This window comes from Microbacterium sp. sgz311019, assembly GCF_056135325.1.
The window spans coordinates 152,461-166,875 of record NZ_JBWAXO010000005.1 but is presented as its reverse complement, the minus strand read 5'-3'; the positions used below and the strand labels follow the sequence as shown (position 1 = coordinate 166,875).

Sequence of the window (14,415 nt, the reverse complement as noted above, 5' to 3'; positions counted from 1 at the left end):
TTCAGAACATGGGGTGGTCGTGGGCGGCATGCACGGGAACCTGCTGAAGCACGTCCCAGTGCTCGACGATCCGGCCGTCCTCGAATCGGTAGATGTCCGCGACCGCGGCGTCGGGCGCGCCGGGTCGGGAAGCTCTCACGTGCACCATCGCCAGATCGCCGTCGACGAGGATGCGCTGGATCTCGAACCGCGCATCGGGTGAGCCGTCGAACTTCGGCGTCAGCATCTCGACCGCCGCCGCGGGGCCGTCGGCGATCGTCGGGTTGTGCTGGATGTAGTCGTCCGAGACCAGGAGGGCGAACGCATCCCCCACTCGCTTCTGCGTGTAGAAGAGGTCGCAGAACTGCTCGAACGCGGCGCGACGGTCGGTCATTCGTCGTCCTCTCGGAGCGCGGCGAGGCTGACGGGCCCGAGAAGGCCGGTCGGCTCCTGCTGGGCGAACGCGGAGAAGAAGTCGGGCTCCGCCTTCACGAGGGTGTTGACGACCTCGATCTCGAGGTTGTTGTCGGCTTGCAGAATGCCGGACGGCACGTCGAAGACGTACGGCGGAGCGATGCGCGTGCCGAGGTCGACACCGTTCAGGCGCACGCTGGCCAGCTCGAAGACCGCGCCGAGGTCGAGGCGCGCCGGTCCCCTCGCGTCGGACGCGAAGGATGCGGTGTACCGCAGCGTGCCGCTGAACCGGGGCAGCAGCCCCGGCCGGTCGAGCGGTACGAGCTCGTCGAGGGCGCCCCACGGCGTGAAGTCGGGGTACTCCCTCGCGGTCGCCGTCGACACGCTCCACGAGAGGGCCAGGGGATGCGCCTCGCCCGCTGTGACGGCAGGGGTGACGGGCAGTCCCTCCCAGGCGACCGGGTCGCCCACGAGCAGCACGAGCGCCTCCCCGGGGGCGAGGTCGATCTCCACGGTGTTCTCCGCCGGCCCCGGGGCCTCGAGCACGGCCGCTCCCGCGGTCGTCGGCAATCCGGCGGAATTCGGGCTCTCGGAGCCGAAACGCCCGATTCCGGCCGGATCACCGACGGTCGACGAACCGCGCAGAATCGGCGATCCGGCGGATATCGGGCTTTCCAGGCCCAAACGCCCGATATTCGCCGGATTTCCGGCGCGGAGCGCGGACATCCGGGATGCCACGGCCGAGAGCCGGCCGGAGAACGCATCGAACCGCACCACCTCGCCCGCGCGCGGCACGGTGACGGCTGCCCGCACACGGTCGCGCACCGACTCATTGACGAGCATGACGACGTCGGCGTCGCCGTGGTCGATCCGCAGCACGCGCAGCGCGGGCGCAGCGGGCGAGACGCGCACGGCGCGGTCGGTCATGCCGGACACGGCATCCACCAGCTCCGTGAGCGGAACCGCACGGAACCGCGCCCGCAACGACTCGGCCGTCCCGTCGATGACCTCGGGGACGCTGTCGACGAAGACGACCGGCACTCCGGCATCGTCGAGCCGCAGCAGCTCGTCCGCGAGGTGGGACGGCAGGAACGCCGATCCCGGCACGATGAGCGCGTCGTACTCCTCGGTTCCCGCGACCAGCGCCGCCCCGTCGACGGATGCGGCGGCCAGCGCGTCGCCGGGGAGAACGTCGGCGTCCAGCTGCGCCTCCATCAGCGCCCGCAGTGGACGCTCGAAGGGCTCCGCCTCGCCGAGCCACTCCGCATCCGCGTGGTACAGCACCGCGAACGGCGCGATGTGCGCGCCGCCCTGCAGCAGGTGGCTGAGGCGGTTCGTGTACGCGCTCAGCACGTGCTGGTGGCGGTACTGCGGGTTCTCGCCGCGCGCGTAGAAGTGCGGCGGGCAGTCGAGGTCGGGGAACGGTGCGGGCGAGAAGGCGTGCGGCACGATGTGGGTGACGCCGCGGACCAGCAGGTGGTTCGTGAGCCACGTGAACAGGCGCAGTCCCGCGTACCAGCCGTACGCGCCGATCGTCTCGCACATCGCCCGTCCGCGCTTCCGCGGGTCGAGGTGCGCGGCGGAGGAGGCGAGCTTCGCGAGTCCGAAGTGGAAGAAGTCGCCGTCGGCCGCGCCCGACATGTTGCCGAACGGTCCGCGCGCGAAGCCCGGGACGACCTGTCCTCCGATGATGTCGATGCCGGCCATGTCCTGCCCGGCCATCGCACGGAAGTAGTGCGCGGCGCCGGGGCCGAGGCGCGCATGCGCGCCGTTGTCCTCGATGACGTGCCCGATGTACTCGACGTCGTGCGCGCGGCACCACTCCCCCAGCCGGCAACTGAAGCTGTCGGAGTAGAGCCGGCTGACGGCATCCATGAACGCGTACCGCACCCGGCGCTCCGCGCCACGCCCCGGCGCCCACAGCAGCGGCAGCCTCACCAGCGGGTCGCCGAGCGCGTGGTCCAGAAGCGGAAGGATGCGGTCGTTCCACGGCAGCGGCACGGGCTTGCCGAGCTGCGAGCCGAAGTCGAACGTGTCGGGGTCGTTGTAGAGCCCGGGCTCGTCGCTGAAGAAGCCGGCGATCGTGCGGCCGAACTCGTCGGCGTACCGGCCATGGATGCGCTCGTACACGTTCTCGATCAGCAGCTCGGTGGAGTCGGGGTTGAGGTAGTCGATGTGGTCCGCATGCGGTGCGCTGCCCCCGTCGGCGGTGACGGAGAGGAAGAAGACGCGCCACCAGCCGTCCGGGATGTCCCAGTGGATGACCCCGTCCACGACCCGGTCGGTGAGGTCGATCGGGTCGCCGATGAGCTCGTCCGAGTCCTGGGCGCGCGGGTAGGCGATGACCCGCAGCAGCTCGCCGGGATCGAGGGATGCGGCGGGCCCCCAGAACTGCCTCCGGTCGACGATGAAGGACGCGCCGACGGCGGGCCCGACAGCATCCGTGTGCCGCTCCACGAGGAACCGGCGCCGCAGCTCCGCCGGAGCCGTCGCGACCGTACCTGCGGCGTGCCCGGTGGGGAAGGTGTCGTCGTCGAAGAACCAGACCTTCATGCCGCGCCGGCGCGCGATCTCGAGGACGGCGTCGACATCGCGCCACCAGCCCTCGTCGAGGAATTCGGGATGCGGACGAGCCTCGAGGATGACGGCGCCGATGCCCGCATCCGCGATGCGCTCCATCTCCTCGCGCACCACCTCGACCGGTCCGCCCTTCTGCCAGAACAGCGGCATGATCGCGTTCGGCACGTCTCCGGTGACCGCGTCGCGCAGTCGCTTCAGGGTCATCGCTCGGCACTCCGCTCGCTCAGCGGCCGGTAGCGGAATCGCCGGAACACGACCTCGCCATCGCCCGCGGCGAACAGCGCCGGGCGCAGGCTCTTCAGATCGTTCATGGTCGCGGAGTGCGCCCCCGAGGTGTCGTAGCGGACGCCGTGGCGCTGCCACTCTCCGCCCGGGCGCCGGTGCCAGCCGGTCACGATGTGGTGGTCGTTCTGCAGGCGCAGCTGAATGACGAGACCGGGCTCCACGGGCTCCTGCCAATGCGTCCGCATGCCGCCCGCATAGCTCTGCATGCCCTCGCCATCCCAGCCCATGCCGTAGAAGAGGCGGTCGTTGAAGGAGAGGAGCAGGCCGCCGAGCGCCTCGCCCGAGGTCTCGAGCTCGACCTCCACCTCGTACGCGCGGTCCATCGACCAGGTCGTGAGGGGCGACGAGTCGGCGGGGCCGGTGCCCTTGCCGGCCAGCACGAGTCCGTCAGCGAACACGGCGCGCGACCGCTCGTGCGAACCCGGGTTGTCGAAGACCCAGCGCTCGCCCCACGCGGGGGCGGCGAAGTCGTCAGAGGGCGCGGGCACGGCCGTCGGCTCTGCGCCGGGACACGGGAGCGGCAGCGGTGCGCCGAGATCGCGTGCCGGCGCTACCGGCCAGCCGTCCTCTGTCCACTCGATCGGCTCGAGCAGAGCCTGGCGCCCGAGTGTGCGGTAGCCGTTCTCATAGCCGTGCGAGACCATGAACCATTGATCGTCCGGTCCCTCGAGGATCGTGGCGTGTCCGCGCGACCACCACGCCTCATCGGCGCTCCACGTGCGGGCGACGGGGTTGTGCGGCGAGTTCTCCCATGCGCCGAGCACCGAGCGCGAGCGCGCGACGATCACCATGTGCCCGGTCGCCGGTCCCCCGGTGCCGCCGACGGCGCTGACGAGATAGAACCATTCCCCGCGTCGGAAGAACTTCGGGCCCTCGAGCGCATACGCCTCGGTGACCCACTCGTCCGGGTAGCGCCAGCCGTCATACGCGGCCTCGAGTTCAGTGACGGCCGCCAGGCCGTCGGCCGAGAGCCGGCACCGGCGGATGCCGTTCACGAAGAGGTAGCGCTCGCCGTCCTCACCGACCACGTGGCCGGGGTCGATCGCCCCTGTGATTCCCGTGAAGATGGGCTCGCTCCACGGCCCCTCGGGGCTGTCGGCGTGGATGACCCACACCTGCGCCGAGTCGATGGCGTCCGACCAGGGGCTCGGGATGAACGGGATGTAGATGTAGTACCGGCCGCCATGCTCGACGAGGTCGGGAGCGAAGACCGTGCTCACGGGCTTGTCCAGCGCACTGGTGACGAACGTCCAGTTGACCAGATCCGGCGAGCGCCAGATCATGAGCCCGGGCGAGGCGTCGAAGGACGAGTGCGTCAGGTAGTAGTCGTCGCCGACGCGCAGGACACTCGGATCCGGCCGATCGCCGGGCAGAACGGGGTTGCGGAAGCGTCCGTCCCCGAGGTCGGGGGCGGATCGGGCGGTCTCGATCATCCCGGATCAGCCCTTGAGTCCGCCGGCGTAGCCCTGGATGAACTTCTTCTGCGCGAAGGCGTAGAACGCGAGGATCGGGATCATCGAGACGATGACGATCGCGAAGATCAGGTTCCACTGCGAGACGAGCGAGCCGACGTAGCTGTACATGACGACGGGCAGCGTCTGCCAGGGGGTGCCGTTGAGGAAGATCAGGGAGGTGAAGAAGTCGTTCCACACGATCAGGCCGGCGAGGATCGACACGGTGCCGGTCGCGGGCGACATGAGCGGGAACACGATGCGCCAGAACACCTGGTAGCGGTTGGCGCCGTCGATGACCGCGGCCTCCTCGTACTCGAGGCCGAGGTTGCGGAAGAAGTTCGCGTAGAGGAACACCGACAGGGGAAGCAGCATCCCGGTGTAGATGAGGATCATGCCCCACGGGTTGCCGACGAGTCCCACATTGCGCGCGCCGATGTACAGCGGCAGGGTGCCGAGCTGGGTCGGCAGGATGATCGCGACGAGGAACAGGTAGAACGAGCGGCGCGACCAGCGGCTCGTGGAGCGGGCGATGCCGTAGGCGGCGAGCGAGCCGAGGATCACGAGGAGCAGGATGCTGCCGACCGTGATGATGCCGCTGGATGCCAGGCCCGCCCAGATGTTGCCCGAGGAGCCGGAGGACGGGGAGAGCAGCTGCACGAAGTTGTCGAGCGTGGGCTGCGTGGGCGGGGCGACGGCCGGCGTCTCGAGGATCTGCGGCAGGGTCTTGAACGACCCCATCAGCAGGATCCAGAACGGCAGCAGCAGGACCGCGGTCGCGAGGATCGTGATGACCTCGATGGTCAGGGTCTTCCGGGTGTAGCGGAACACGGGTCACGCCTCCTTCTGCGAGCGGTCGCGCGTCGCGTACTGCTGGCCGATCGAGATGATCAGGATCAGCAGGCTCAGGACGAGGGCCAGAGCGGCGCCGAACCCGAACTGCTGGTAGGTGAACGCCCAGTTGTAGACCTCGAGCGCCAGGGTCTGGGTCGCGCCGGCCGGGCCGCCGTTGGTGAGGGCGACGACCTGGTCGAAGACGCGCAGGCCCTGGATCAGGGTGAGCGTCGTCGCGATCGCGACCGACGGCTGGATCATCGGCAGCACCACGTACCGGAAGCGGCGGAACGCGCCGGCGCCGTCGATGGCGGCGGCCTCCTCCATCTCCATCGGCACGGTCGCAAGCCCCGCGAGGTAGGTGACCATGATGAAGCCGATGTTCTGCCACACCAGGACGACCAGCACGCACCAGATCGCGAGGGTGGGGCTGGCCAGCCAGTTCTGCTTCGGCATCCCCAACGCGGACACGAACTGATTGAGCGGGCCGTTGTAGTCGAAGATGAACTTCCAGATGTACGAGACCGCGATCGGGCTCACGACGACCGGCATGAACACCAGGGTGCGCAGCACGTAGCGGGACTTCAGCCCGCGGTTCAGGGCCAGCGCGAACAGCAGACCGAAGATGTTCGTGAACACCAGGAACCCGAACGCGAGGAACAGCGTGTTCCACAGCGATCCGACCAGCTCCGGGGTCTGGAAGATCTTCACGAAGTTCTTCAGGCCGACGAAGTCCCAATCGCCCACACCCGTCCAGTTCGTGAACGCGTAGAACCCGCCCGCGACCGTCGACGCGTAGATCACGACGACCACCAGCACGAGGGCGGGCAGCGCCCACCACCACGACCCGAGCCGCACGTGATACGACTTCGTCCGCGGACCGCCGGGATGTCCCCGCCCGACCGACCGCGCGGTCGTGATCGCCTCAGTCTCCGTCACCATCTGCGTCACCATCGCGTCACTCCCATCCTCCGTGCCGGCGGCCGGCCATCATGGCCGGCCGCCGGGCGCATCCGGATCAACCCCAGTCGGAATCCATCTGCTTGAGCACCTGGTCCACCGTCATCTGGCCGGTCAGGATGCCCTGCACCCCGCTCCCGAGGTCGGCGTACACTTTCGCGTTCGACCAGCCCGTGGGCGGGTAGCCGCGCACGTCGTCCTGCGTGATCAGCTCCTTGACGGGCTGGTACTGCGGCAGCAGGGTCGTCGAGGCACTCGCACCGATCGGGATGGTGCCGACCAGCGTGGAGTAAGCCTGCTGGCCCTCGCCCGACAGGATGTACTTCAGGAAGTCCGTGGAGAGCTTGGGGCTCTTCGTCTTCGCGCTGGCGGCGACGCTCTGGTCGGCGCTGACCGACAGATAGGTCTTGGTTCCACCAGGTGCGGCGATGGGCTGGATGACGAGCTTCACGTGGCCGCCCGCGGCATCCATGATCTGCTTCGCCGCGCCGCTCGGTGCGAAGAAGCCGAGGATCTTGCCCTGCGACGCGCCGTTGGTGAGGGCGTCGAAGCCGGCGCTCTGCGCACCGTCCTGGAAGCACTTGGCGTCGAACATCGCCTTGATGGACTCCAGGGCGGTGTGCCAGCCCTTGGTGCCTGCGAAGGTCACCTTGCCCTTGGTGCGCTTCTCGTTCCAGTTCTTGTCCGGACCGTACACCGTGGAGGTCGCGATGCCGACGGCGAGGAACGCCGTGTTCGGCGGGGCGGCGCCCGCGAGGCCGTAGATCGACTTGCCCTGAGAGCGCGCGGCACCGCACTGCGCGATGATGTCATCCAGGCTGGTGGATGCGTCGACGTTGACGCCGACCGACTTCGCCAACTCGTCGTTCCAGATGACGCCGTTGGCCTGGGTGCCGAGCGGCACACCATAGGCCTTGCCGTTGTAGACCCAGAGGTCCTTCTGCGAGTCGGGGAGGTTCCGCTCGACGTCGTTGCCGAGGGGAAGCAGCAGGCCCGCCTTCGCCCACGGGATGATCGAGTTGGCCTGGCCGATGCCGCCCTCTGCGTTGAACGTGTCGGGGGCGTTGCCGCCCTGCACGCGCGTGGCGAGGGCGCTGGCGTAGCTTTCCGACGGCAGGTTCACGGTGTTGATCGTGACGCCCTTGTGCGCCTTCTCATAGTTGTTGGCGAGGCTGGTGTAAGCGGCCTTGTCCTGGTCGTTGGTCGCGCCGAAGGCGTAGGAGATGGTCTGCGGTTCGGGTCCGCTGGCCGTGCTGCTGCCGGAACAGCCGGCGAGGATGAGTGCTCCCGCGGCCAGCGGGGCGGCGAGCAGGCCGATCCGCTTCCACGAACGGTGCTGTGTCATGTCCAGCCTTTCTGACTTCGTCGTCGACACTCGTTCGTCCGAGTGTCCGGTGCTGTTTCTCCAGTATCGTCGCGATGCGCCGAAAACACACATAAGTTGTTTGGATATCAGACATAACCCTGCGCGGGAGTCGGTCCCTGAGGATGCGCGGCGTTCCGCGGGCGCGGCGATCCGGGCCGACGATAGGCCCGACATGGCGCATCAGCCCGGCTGATACAGTTGGCTCACCAGCGCCCCACGGTAAGGATCACGCAGAAGTGGCCGATCATCTGCTGCTGTCCCGGCTCGACCTGAACCTGCTCGTCTCGCTCGACGCCCTGCTCACCGAGCGCAGCGTGACGCGCGCCGCCGAGCGGCTGCACCTCAGTCAGCCCGCCCTGAGCGCCTCCCTCGCGCGGTTGCGGACGCATTTCGGCGACCCGATCCTCGCGCGTCGCGGCAACACGTACGAGCTCACTCCTCTCGCCCTGCGGCTCGCCGACCACACGACGACCGCGCTCGAGGCGGCGAGGCGCGTGTTCGAGAGCCAGGCCACGTGGGATCCGGCGGAATCGATCCGCGAGTTCTCGATCTACGGCTCGGATTACGGCTTCACGACCGTGGGCCGAGTCGTCTCCGAACTCGCCGCACAGCGGGCGCCGGGCGTGCACTTCCGGTTCATGCTCCACAATCCGGCGGTGGTCGAGGATGCCGCGAACCGCCTCCGCTCGGTGGACGGCATGGTGATCCCCCACGGCTTCCTCACCGACCTGCCGTATGTCGACGTCTGGCGCGACGAATGGGTCGCCATCGTCGCGCGGTCCAACGACAGCGTCGGCGAGCTGCTCACGCAGGACGACATGCTCCGGCTGCCGTGGGTCATGAACTACCAGAGCCGGTCGGCCTTCACCTCCGCGGAGCGACAGGTGCAGCAGCTGGGCATCGAGCCGAAGGTCGAGGTGGTCGTCGAGAGCTTTCTCGCCATCCCGCACTTCATCGCCGACACGTCGCGGATCGCCATCATCCACTCGGCCCTCGTTCCGCTCGCGCAGCGCGCAGCGAGCGTCCGGGTCGTCGGCCTGCCGTTCGCGCCGACGCCCATCGTGAACGCCCTGTGGTGGCATCCCGTGCACAGCCACGACCCCGAGCACACGTGGATGCGCTCGCTGTTCGAAGAGGCGGGGCGCATCGTCGAGGCCGGCGAGCACGCCTGACACATCGGCGGGGAGCCGGACGCTCTTCGCGTCCGGCTCCCCGATTCACCGATGGATGCGGGTCACCCCCAGTCGGTGTCCATCTGCTGGAGCACCTGCTTGACGGACATCTGACCGGTGAGGATGCCCTGCACGCCGCTGCCGAGGTCGGCGTAGACCTTGGCATTGGTCCAGTCGGTCGAGGGCAGCCCGCGGACCGTGTTCGAGGCGATGAGATCCTTCACCGTGTCGAACTGCGGGAGCAGCGTCGTCGACGAGGTGGCGGAGACCGGGATCGTGCCGACCGCCTTCGAGTACTGCTCTTGACCGGCCGGCGAGACGATGTACTTCAGGAAGTCCGCCGCGAGCTTCGGGCTCTTGGTCTTCGAGCTGGCCGAGACCGACTGGTCTGCGCTGACCGAGAGGTAGGTCTTCGTCCCACTCGGGGCCGCGATCGGCAGGATGACGAGCTTCACGTGGCCGCCCGCGGCATCCATGATCTCCTTCGCCGCGTTGCTGGGCGCGAAGAAGCCGAGGATCTTGCCCTGGGAGGCGCCATTGGTGAGGGCGTCGAAGCCCGCACTGGCCGCACCGTCCTGGAAGCAGCCCGCGTCGTACATCTTCTTCAGGTTCGTCAGCGCCTCGCTCCAGCCCTTCGTGCCCGCGAAGGTCACCTTGCCCGCCGCGCGCTTCTCGTTCCAGTGCTGGTCGGGTCCGTAGACGGTCGAGGTCGCGAGGCCCAGTGCGAGGAACGCGTTGTTCGGGATGGTGGACCCCGCGAGGCCGTAGACCGTCTTGCCCTTCGCGCGGGCGACCGCGCACTGCGCGATGACCTCGTCGAGGCTCGTGGATGCGTCGATGTTCACGCCGATGGACTTCGCCAGCTCGTCGTTGTAGATGACGCCGTTCGCGTTGGAGCCGAGCGGCACGCCATAGGCCTTGCCGTTGTAGGTCCACAGCTCCTTCTGCGACGACGGCAGCGCCGAGGTGATCGCGGAGTCAGTGAGCGGGAGCAGGAGTCCGGCCTTCGCGAACGGGATGATCGAGTACGACTGGCCGGTGCCACCCTCGGACTGGAACGTGTCGGGAGCGTTGCCGCCCTGCACGCGGGTCGCGACCGCGGTCTGATAGCTCTCGGCGGGCAGGTTCTGCGGGGTGATGGTCACGCCCTTGTGCGCCTTCTCGTATGCCTGCGCGAGGCCCGCGTACGCCGCCTTGTCGGCGTCGTTGGTCGCGCCGAACGCGAAGGTGATGCTCTGCGGCTCCTTCGCACTCGCTCCGGCACTGCCGGAGCAGCCCGCGAGCACGAGGGCTCCGACGGCCAGCGGAGCGGCGAGCAGGCCGACCCGCTTCCACGAACGGTGCTGTGTCATGTCCAGCCTTTCTGACGTCTTCGTCGGCACGGTCATTCGGGTCGATCCGTGCATTGGAACAAGAGAAACACAGATCTGTCTGAACCGCACATAAGTCTTCGCGATGCCGACCATCACCGAAGCAAAGGTCGCAGCGCCGAGTGGGCGGTCGACGCAGGGCGGGGATCAGTCCCGCATCAACGGCACCATGGTCAGCTCACGCCCGCATCCAGGCGGCGATCGCCTCGATCGTGGGAAGGGCCGTCGGGTCGGACGGCTCGTTGATGTGCCCGTGGTCGGCGCCCGGCTCGCGGTGGAGCGTGACGTCGACCCAGGCCTCCTCGAGCAGCGCCGCGAAGGCCTCGCCGGACGGACGGAGGCCGTCGTGCTCGCAGACCACCACGATCGTGCGCGGGAAGCCCTCGCCCGACCCGAGGCCGGCGAAGACGTGCGGATCGAGCAGCGCCTCCGGCGAGCCGGCGTAGTTCAGCGACATCTGGGCGTGCGACGCATCCGGATCCGGGATCGACCCGGGGTGCGTGCCGTCCGGGTGCGCCACGGGGTAGACCAGCACGAGCCCGGCCGGCAGCGTGCCGCCCCCGTCGCGCAGGCGCGCGGTGGCACCCGAGGTGAGGGCTCCCCCTGCGCTCGCCCCGCCGAGGTACAGCTGGTCGGGCTCGGCGCCCAGGAGCTCGGCCGAGTGCGCGAGGCCGTACTCCCACGCCGCGATGACGTCGTCCGAGGGCACCGGGTAGTGGACATCACCGAGGCACTTCGAGTAGTCGACGGCGAGCACCGGGATGCCGCGAGCCGCCAGCTCGAGCGCGACCCAATTCGACTCGGGCATGTCGAGGTACCCGCCGATGAACGCTCCCCCGTGCACCCACACGAGCGCCCGACCCGTGGGCGCCGCTGACTCGTCGCGATAGGCGCGTGCGGGCTGAAGGCCGTGCGGAGTCTCGATCGTCAGGTCGTGCGTCTCGACGTTCGCCAGCCGTGGGAAGCGGCGTCGCAGCGACCCGGTGTCGATGTCGGTGCGCGGGTCGGCGGGCTCGCCGTTCTCACGCAGCCATCGCAGGGCGTCGGGCAGGGGCATCGTGCGGAGGTCGACGTCGGTGTCGGTCATGCGGTCCATCTCTCTCTCGTCGTCGGTGATCCGGCGGGAATCGGGCGTCTCGACCGGCATCGCCCGATTTCCGCCGGATCACCGTCAAACCGGAGGATGCCGACATCCCGCGAGCGCGCTGGGGCTCAGGCGGGCTGCAGCGCGTGCATCGAGCGGCGGATGAGGTCGTGCTGCCGACGCACCAGCACGAGCGGGTCGACCTCGCCGAGCTCGGCGAACGCGTGACCCTCCCACTCGCTCGACCAGTAGCCGCGGTAGCCGCCCTCGACGAAGACCTTCACGAGCTCGGGGTAGTCGATCGCCGGCTCCTGGCCGTTCTCGTCGATGTCGTAGAACTTCGCGTGCACGTGCAGGATCTGCGGCATGATGTCCGCCCACTCGTGCGGGTCCACGTGCCCGTGCATGTTGAAGGCCAGGTGTGCGAACGAGCCCAGGCGTCCCGGGTCGACGTCGCGGCTGCGCAGGTACCCGATGAACTCCTCCTGGCGCTCGCGCATCGAGGCGTCGGTCGCCCAGATGTCCTGCAGGCGCTGCACGGCCTCGTCATCCAGGCCGCTGAGGCGGACGGCCCGCAGCAGCGTCGGCGACATCGCGTGCATCGTCGAGGAGAAGTCGGCGACGAAGCCGAGGAGCGGCGAGTCGAGCTCGGCGTAGGTATCGCGCACCTTCAGGATCGGCTCGGAGTTCGGCCCCATCGGGGCGTGGATCTCGTAGGCCAGCTTGAGGTCGAGCTTCTCGGCGATCGGCAGCAGGCGGCGCAGCAGCTCGGGCTTGGCCGACTGGATGCGCACGAGCGGGAACCCGAGCTTCTTCGCGCCCTGGAACATGAGCTCGCTGAACTCGAACTCCTCGTCCCGCGTCATGTCGCGGTCGCGGCGCCTGCCCATGTCGAGGTTGGCTCCGAACGAGCTCTCGTCGAACCCGTGGCGGTCGAATGCCTCGCGCCACGTGCGCACGAAGTCGTCCGAGACGATCGGGTAGGTCGGCACCATCTGGGATGCCACGATCTCGATACCGGGGCCGATGCCGAGCTCCGCGACCCGGTCGAGCAGGCCGTCGAAGTCGAACCAGCCGGCGCGGAACTCCGCCGAGGCGGAGTACAACGTCAGGCCGAGCGTGAAAGGGTCCGCGTCGCTCGCAGGCGGCGGTGCACTGACCGAGGTCTCGAGGACCGGAGGCTCGGCATCCCGATCCGTCGCTGTCAGCGTCATGACCTGGTGCACGACGTTCGGGACGTAGAGGCCCGGGCCGCCGTCCTCGCCCGCGGCGATCTGCATATAGGGCAGGCGCAGCTCGCCGTGCAGCACGATGTCGTGCGTCTCACCGAGCGCGACCGCCGGGTCGCGACGGACGATCAGCAAGGGGTGCGACTGGAGGTACCAGAGCGTGTCGCTCTGCTCGGGCAGATCCGCGATCGCGTAGCGGATGCCGTCGAGTTCGAAGGCGAGGTCCTCCTTCGGTACGTCCACGCCGTCGAACGACAGGTTCAGGGTCGTCACCGACGACAGCCACAGGCTGCGGTACCAGGGGATCGTCAGGGCGAGGGCGAACCCGTCGGGGTGGATGCGCAGGCTCGCGTCGTCGATCAGTCCGTTGGGCATGTCAGTCTCCGTTCTTCCGGTCGGCCGCCAGGGAGCGGATGAGGGCGTGCTGCCGTCGCAGCTGGTCGGATGCGCGGTACGGCACGTGGTGCCCCTCGTACTCGCTCGACAGCCACCCGGTGTAGCCCGAGTCGATGACGACGTCGATGATGTCGCGCCACGGGATGTAGTGGTCGACGAGGTCGTCGTCGACCTCGTAGAACTTCGCCTGGAAGTAGACGGTGTGCTCCATGACGTCGCGCAGGTCGGAGACGGGCACGAACGGCACATCCGGCGGCATCGCTCCCCCGTCGCCCATGCGGAACGACGCACTGCCGCCCCTCGCATGGAAGCGCTGCACGTCGAAGACGCCGGTGTCGATCAGCAGGCCGAACTGCGAGGTGCCGGTGCGCTCCTTGAACTCGAGGTACTCCTCGACGACCGGGGACTTGATGACGGTCGGCCAGTGGATCTCGGGGCAGATGACGATGCCGAGCTCCTCGGCGAGCTCGAGGTTGCGCTCGACGGCCTCCTGCCAGATGGGGTCGACCTGCAGGTCGCCCGAGATCACGCCGATCTTCGGGCGGACGAACGAGAAGCCGAGCCGCCCGGCCAGGCGCAGGTCGAGTGCGAGCTGCGCGGCACCCTCGGCGGCCGTCATGCCCCGACCAGGGAACCGGCGGGTGTCGATCCACGAGCCGTACAGGGTGGGGGTGAGCCCGAGGCGCTCGTTGCGGGCGAACCAGGAGTCGATCCACGCCGTCGATGGGTGCGGGTAGTCGGCGATGTGACCCTCGCCGAGGATCTCGAGGCCCGTGGCTCCCAGGTCGGCGACATCCTCGATGCAGTCCTCCACGGTCATCGTGACGCCGATGTCCTCCGTGTAGCTGTACAGGGAGACGCCGAGGCCGAACGGAAGTGTGCTCATCGGACGATCACCGCCTTTCGGGTCGCGGTCCAGATGGAGGGCTGGAGCTCCTCCGGGATGTACGACATGCGCAGGCGCAGCTCGAGCGTCACCTCGTGGATGCCGCGGGCCAGCCCGCCGGGCTTCGGAACGGTGAGCACCGCCGGCGCGTCCATCGGCCAGCGCGCGTCGGGAGATCTCTGCAGCTCGGCGAAGGTGTACTCGCCGGTCGGCAGCGTCCAGACGATGTCGCCGCCGGCGAACTCCTCGCCATCGACGGTCACGGTCGGCTGCTCGATGAGGTTGCCCCACAGACCTCGGTAGTACGGGCTGCGCACACGCAGCTGAAAGCCCGTGGGGGCGTCATCCGGTCCGACGTTGTGGAACCCGGCGGCCTGGATCAGCTGTTCTTCGAGCATGTCTTCCTCTC

The 14,415-nt window shown here is 68.7% G+C and carries 12 protein-coding genes; 1 reads left to right on the top strand and 11 read right to left on the bottom strand.

What is annotated here, in order from left to right:
• Nucleotide 1: 1 nt before the first annotated feature.
• From AC0NZN_RS09730 to AC0NZN_RS09705, 6 genes are all read right to left on the bottom strand, one after another.
• Nucleotides 2-373 carry a nuclear transport factor 2 family protein gene (locus AC0NZN_RS09730; protein WP_474592097.1) on the bottom strand — a complete coding sequence of 124 codons (372 nt, stop codon included), beginning with the start codon at nt 371-373 and terminating at the stop codon, nt 2-4.
• Entirely contained in the window at nt 370-3,177 is a 2,808-nt protein-coding gene (locus AC0NZN_RS09725) for a hypothetical protein (RefSeq protein ID WP_474592096.1), read from the bottom strand. The genes AC0NZN_RS09730 and AC0NZN_RS09725 overlap by 4 nt, the downstream gene beginning before the upstream one ends.
• A complete protein-coding gene (locus AC0NZN_RS09720; RefSeq protein ID WP_474592095.1) occupies nt 3,174-4,691 on the bottom strand; it encodes a family 43 glycosylhydrolase in 1,518 nt (505 codons plus the stop codon). Before AC0NZN_RS09720 ends, AC0NZN_RS09725 begins: the two co-directional genes overlap by 4 nt.
• Before the next feature lie 6 nt (nt 4,692-4,697).
• The gene (locus AC0NZN_RS09715; protein WP_474592094.1) at nt 4,698-5,540 is read right to left on the bottom strand and encodes a carbohydrate ABC transporter permease; all 843 of its coding nucleotides are present in this window, start codon (nt 5,538-5,540) and stop codon (nt 4,698-4,700) included.
• Between the two features lie 3 nt (nt 5,541-5,543).
• A complete protein-coding gene (locus AC0NZN_RS09710; RefSeq protein WP_474592093.1) occupies nt 5,544-6,497 on the bottom strand; it encodes a carbohydrate ABC transporter permease in 954 nt (317 codons plus the stop codon).
• Between the two features lie 64 nt (nt 6,498-6,561).
• Nucleotides 6,562-7,848 (bottom strand): ABC transporter substrate-binding protein, encoded by a 1,287-nt coding sequence (locus AC0NZN_RS09705; protein WP_474592092.1) that lies wholly within the window; start codon nt 7,846-7,848, stop codon nt 6,562-6,564.
• Between the two features lie 257 nt (nt 7,849-8,105).
• Here AC0NZN_RS09705 and AC0NZN_RS09700 point away from each other — a divergent pair, with 257 nt between their 5' ends.
• On the top strand, nt 8,106-9,041 hold the full coding sequence (locus AC0NZN_RS09700) for a LysR family transcriptional regulator (protein ID WP_474592091.1): 936 nt from the start codon (nt 8,106-8,108) through the stop codon (nt 9,039-9,041).
• Nucleotides 9,042-9,103: 62 nt separating this feature from the next.
• Here the strand turns inward: AC0NZN_RS09700 and AC0NZN_RS09695 are convergent, their stop codons facing one another.
• The 5 genes from AC0NZN_RS09695 to AC0NZN_RS09675 all read right to left on the bottom strand — a co-directional run bounded on the left by AC0NZN_RS09695 (nt 9,104) and on the right by AC0NZN_RS09675 (nt 14,404).
• Nucleotides 9,104-10,393: an ABC transporter substrate-binding protein gene (locus tag AC0NZN_RS09695; protein WP_474592090.1), complete on the bottom strand. Its 1,290-nt coding sequence runs from the start codon at nt 10,391-10,393 to the stop codon at nt 9,104-9,106.
• 196 nt (nt 10,394-10,589) lie between these two features.
• On the bottom strand, nt 10,590-11,498 hold the full coding sequence (locus tag AC0NZN_RS09690; protein WP_474592089.1) for an alpha/beta hydrolase: 909 nt from the start codon (nt 11,496-11,498) through the stop codon (nt 10,590-10,592).
• Between the two features lie 125 nt (nt 11,499-11,623).
• Nucleotides 11,624-13,099: a C-glycoside deglycosidase beta subunit domain-containing protein gene (locus tag AC0NZN_RS09685; RefSeq protein ID WP_474592088.1), complete on the bottom strand. Its 1,476-nt coding sequence runs from the start codon at nt 13,097-13,099 to the stop codon at nt 11,624-11,626.
• Between the two features lies 1 nt (nt 13,100).
• Nucleotides 13,101-14,006, bottom strand: coding sequence for a sugar phosphate isomerase/epimerase family protein (locus AC0NZN_RS09680; RefSeq protein ID WP_474592087.1), 906 nt, complete (start codon nt 14,004-14,006; stop codon nt 13,101-13,103).
• Entirely contained in the window at nt 14,003-14,404 is a 402-nt protein-coding gene (locus AC0NZN_RS09675) for a C-glycoside deglycosidase beta subunit domain-containing protein (RefSeq protein WP_474592086.1), read from the bottom strand. The genes AC0NZN_RS09680 and AC0NZN_RS09675 overlap by 4 nt, the downstream gene beginning before the upstream one ends.
• Between the last annotated feature and the right edge of the window lie 11 nt (nt 14,405-14,415).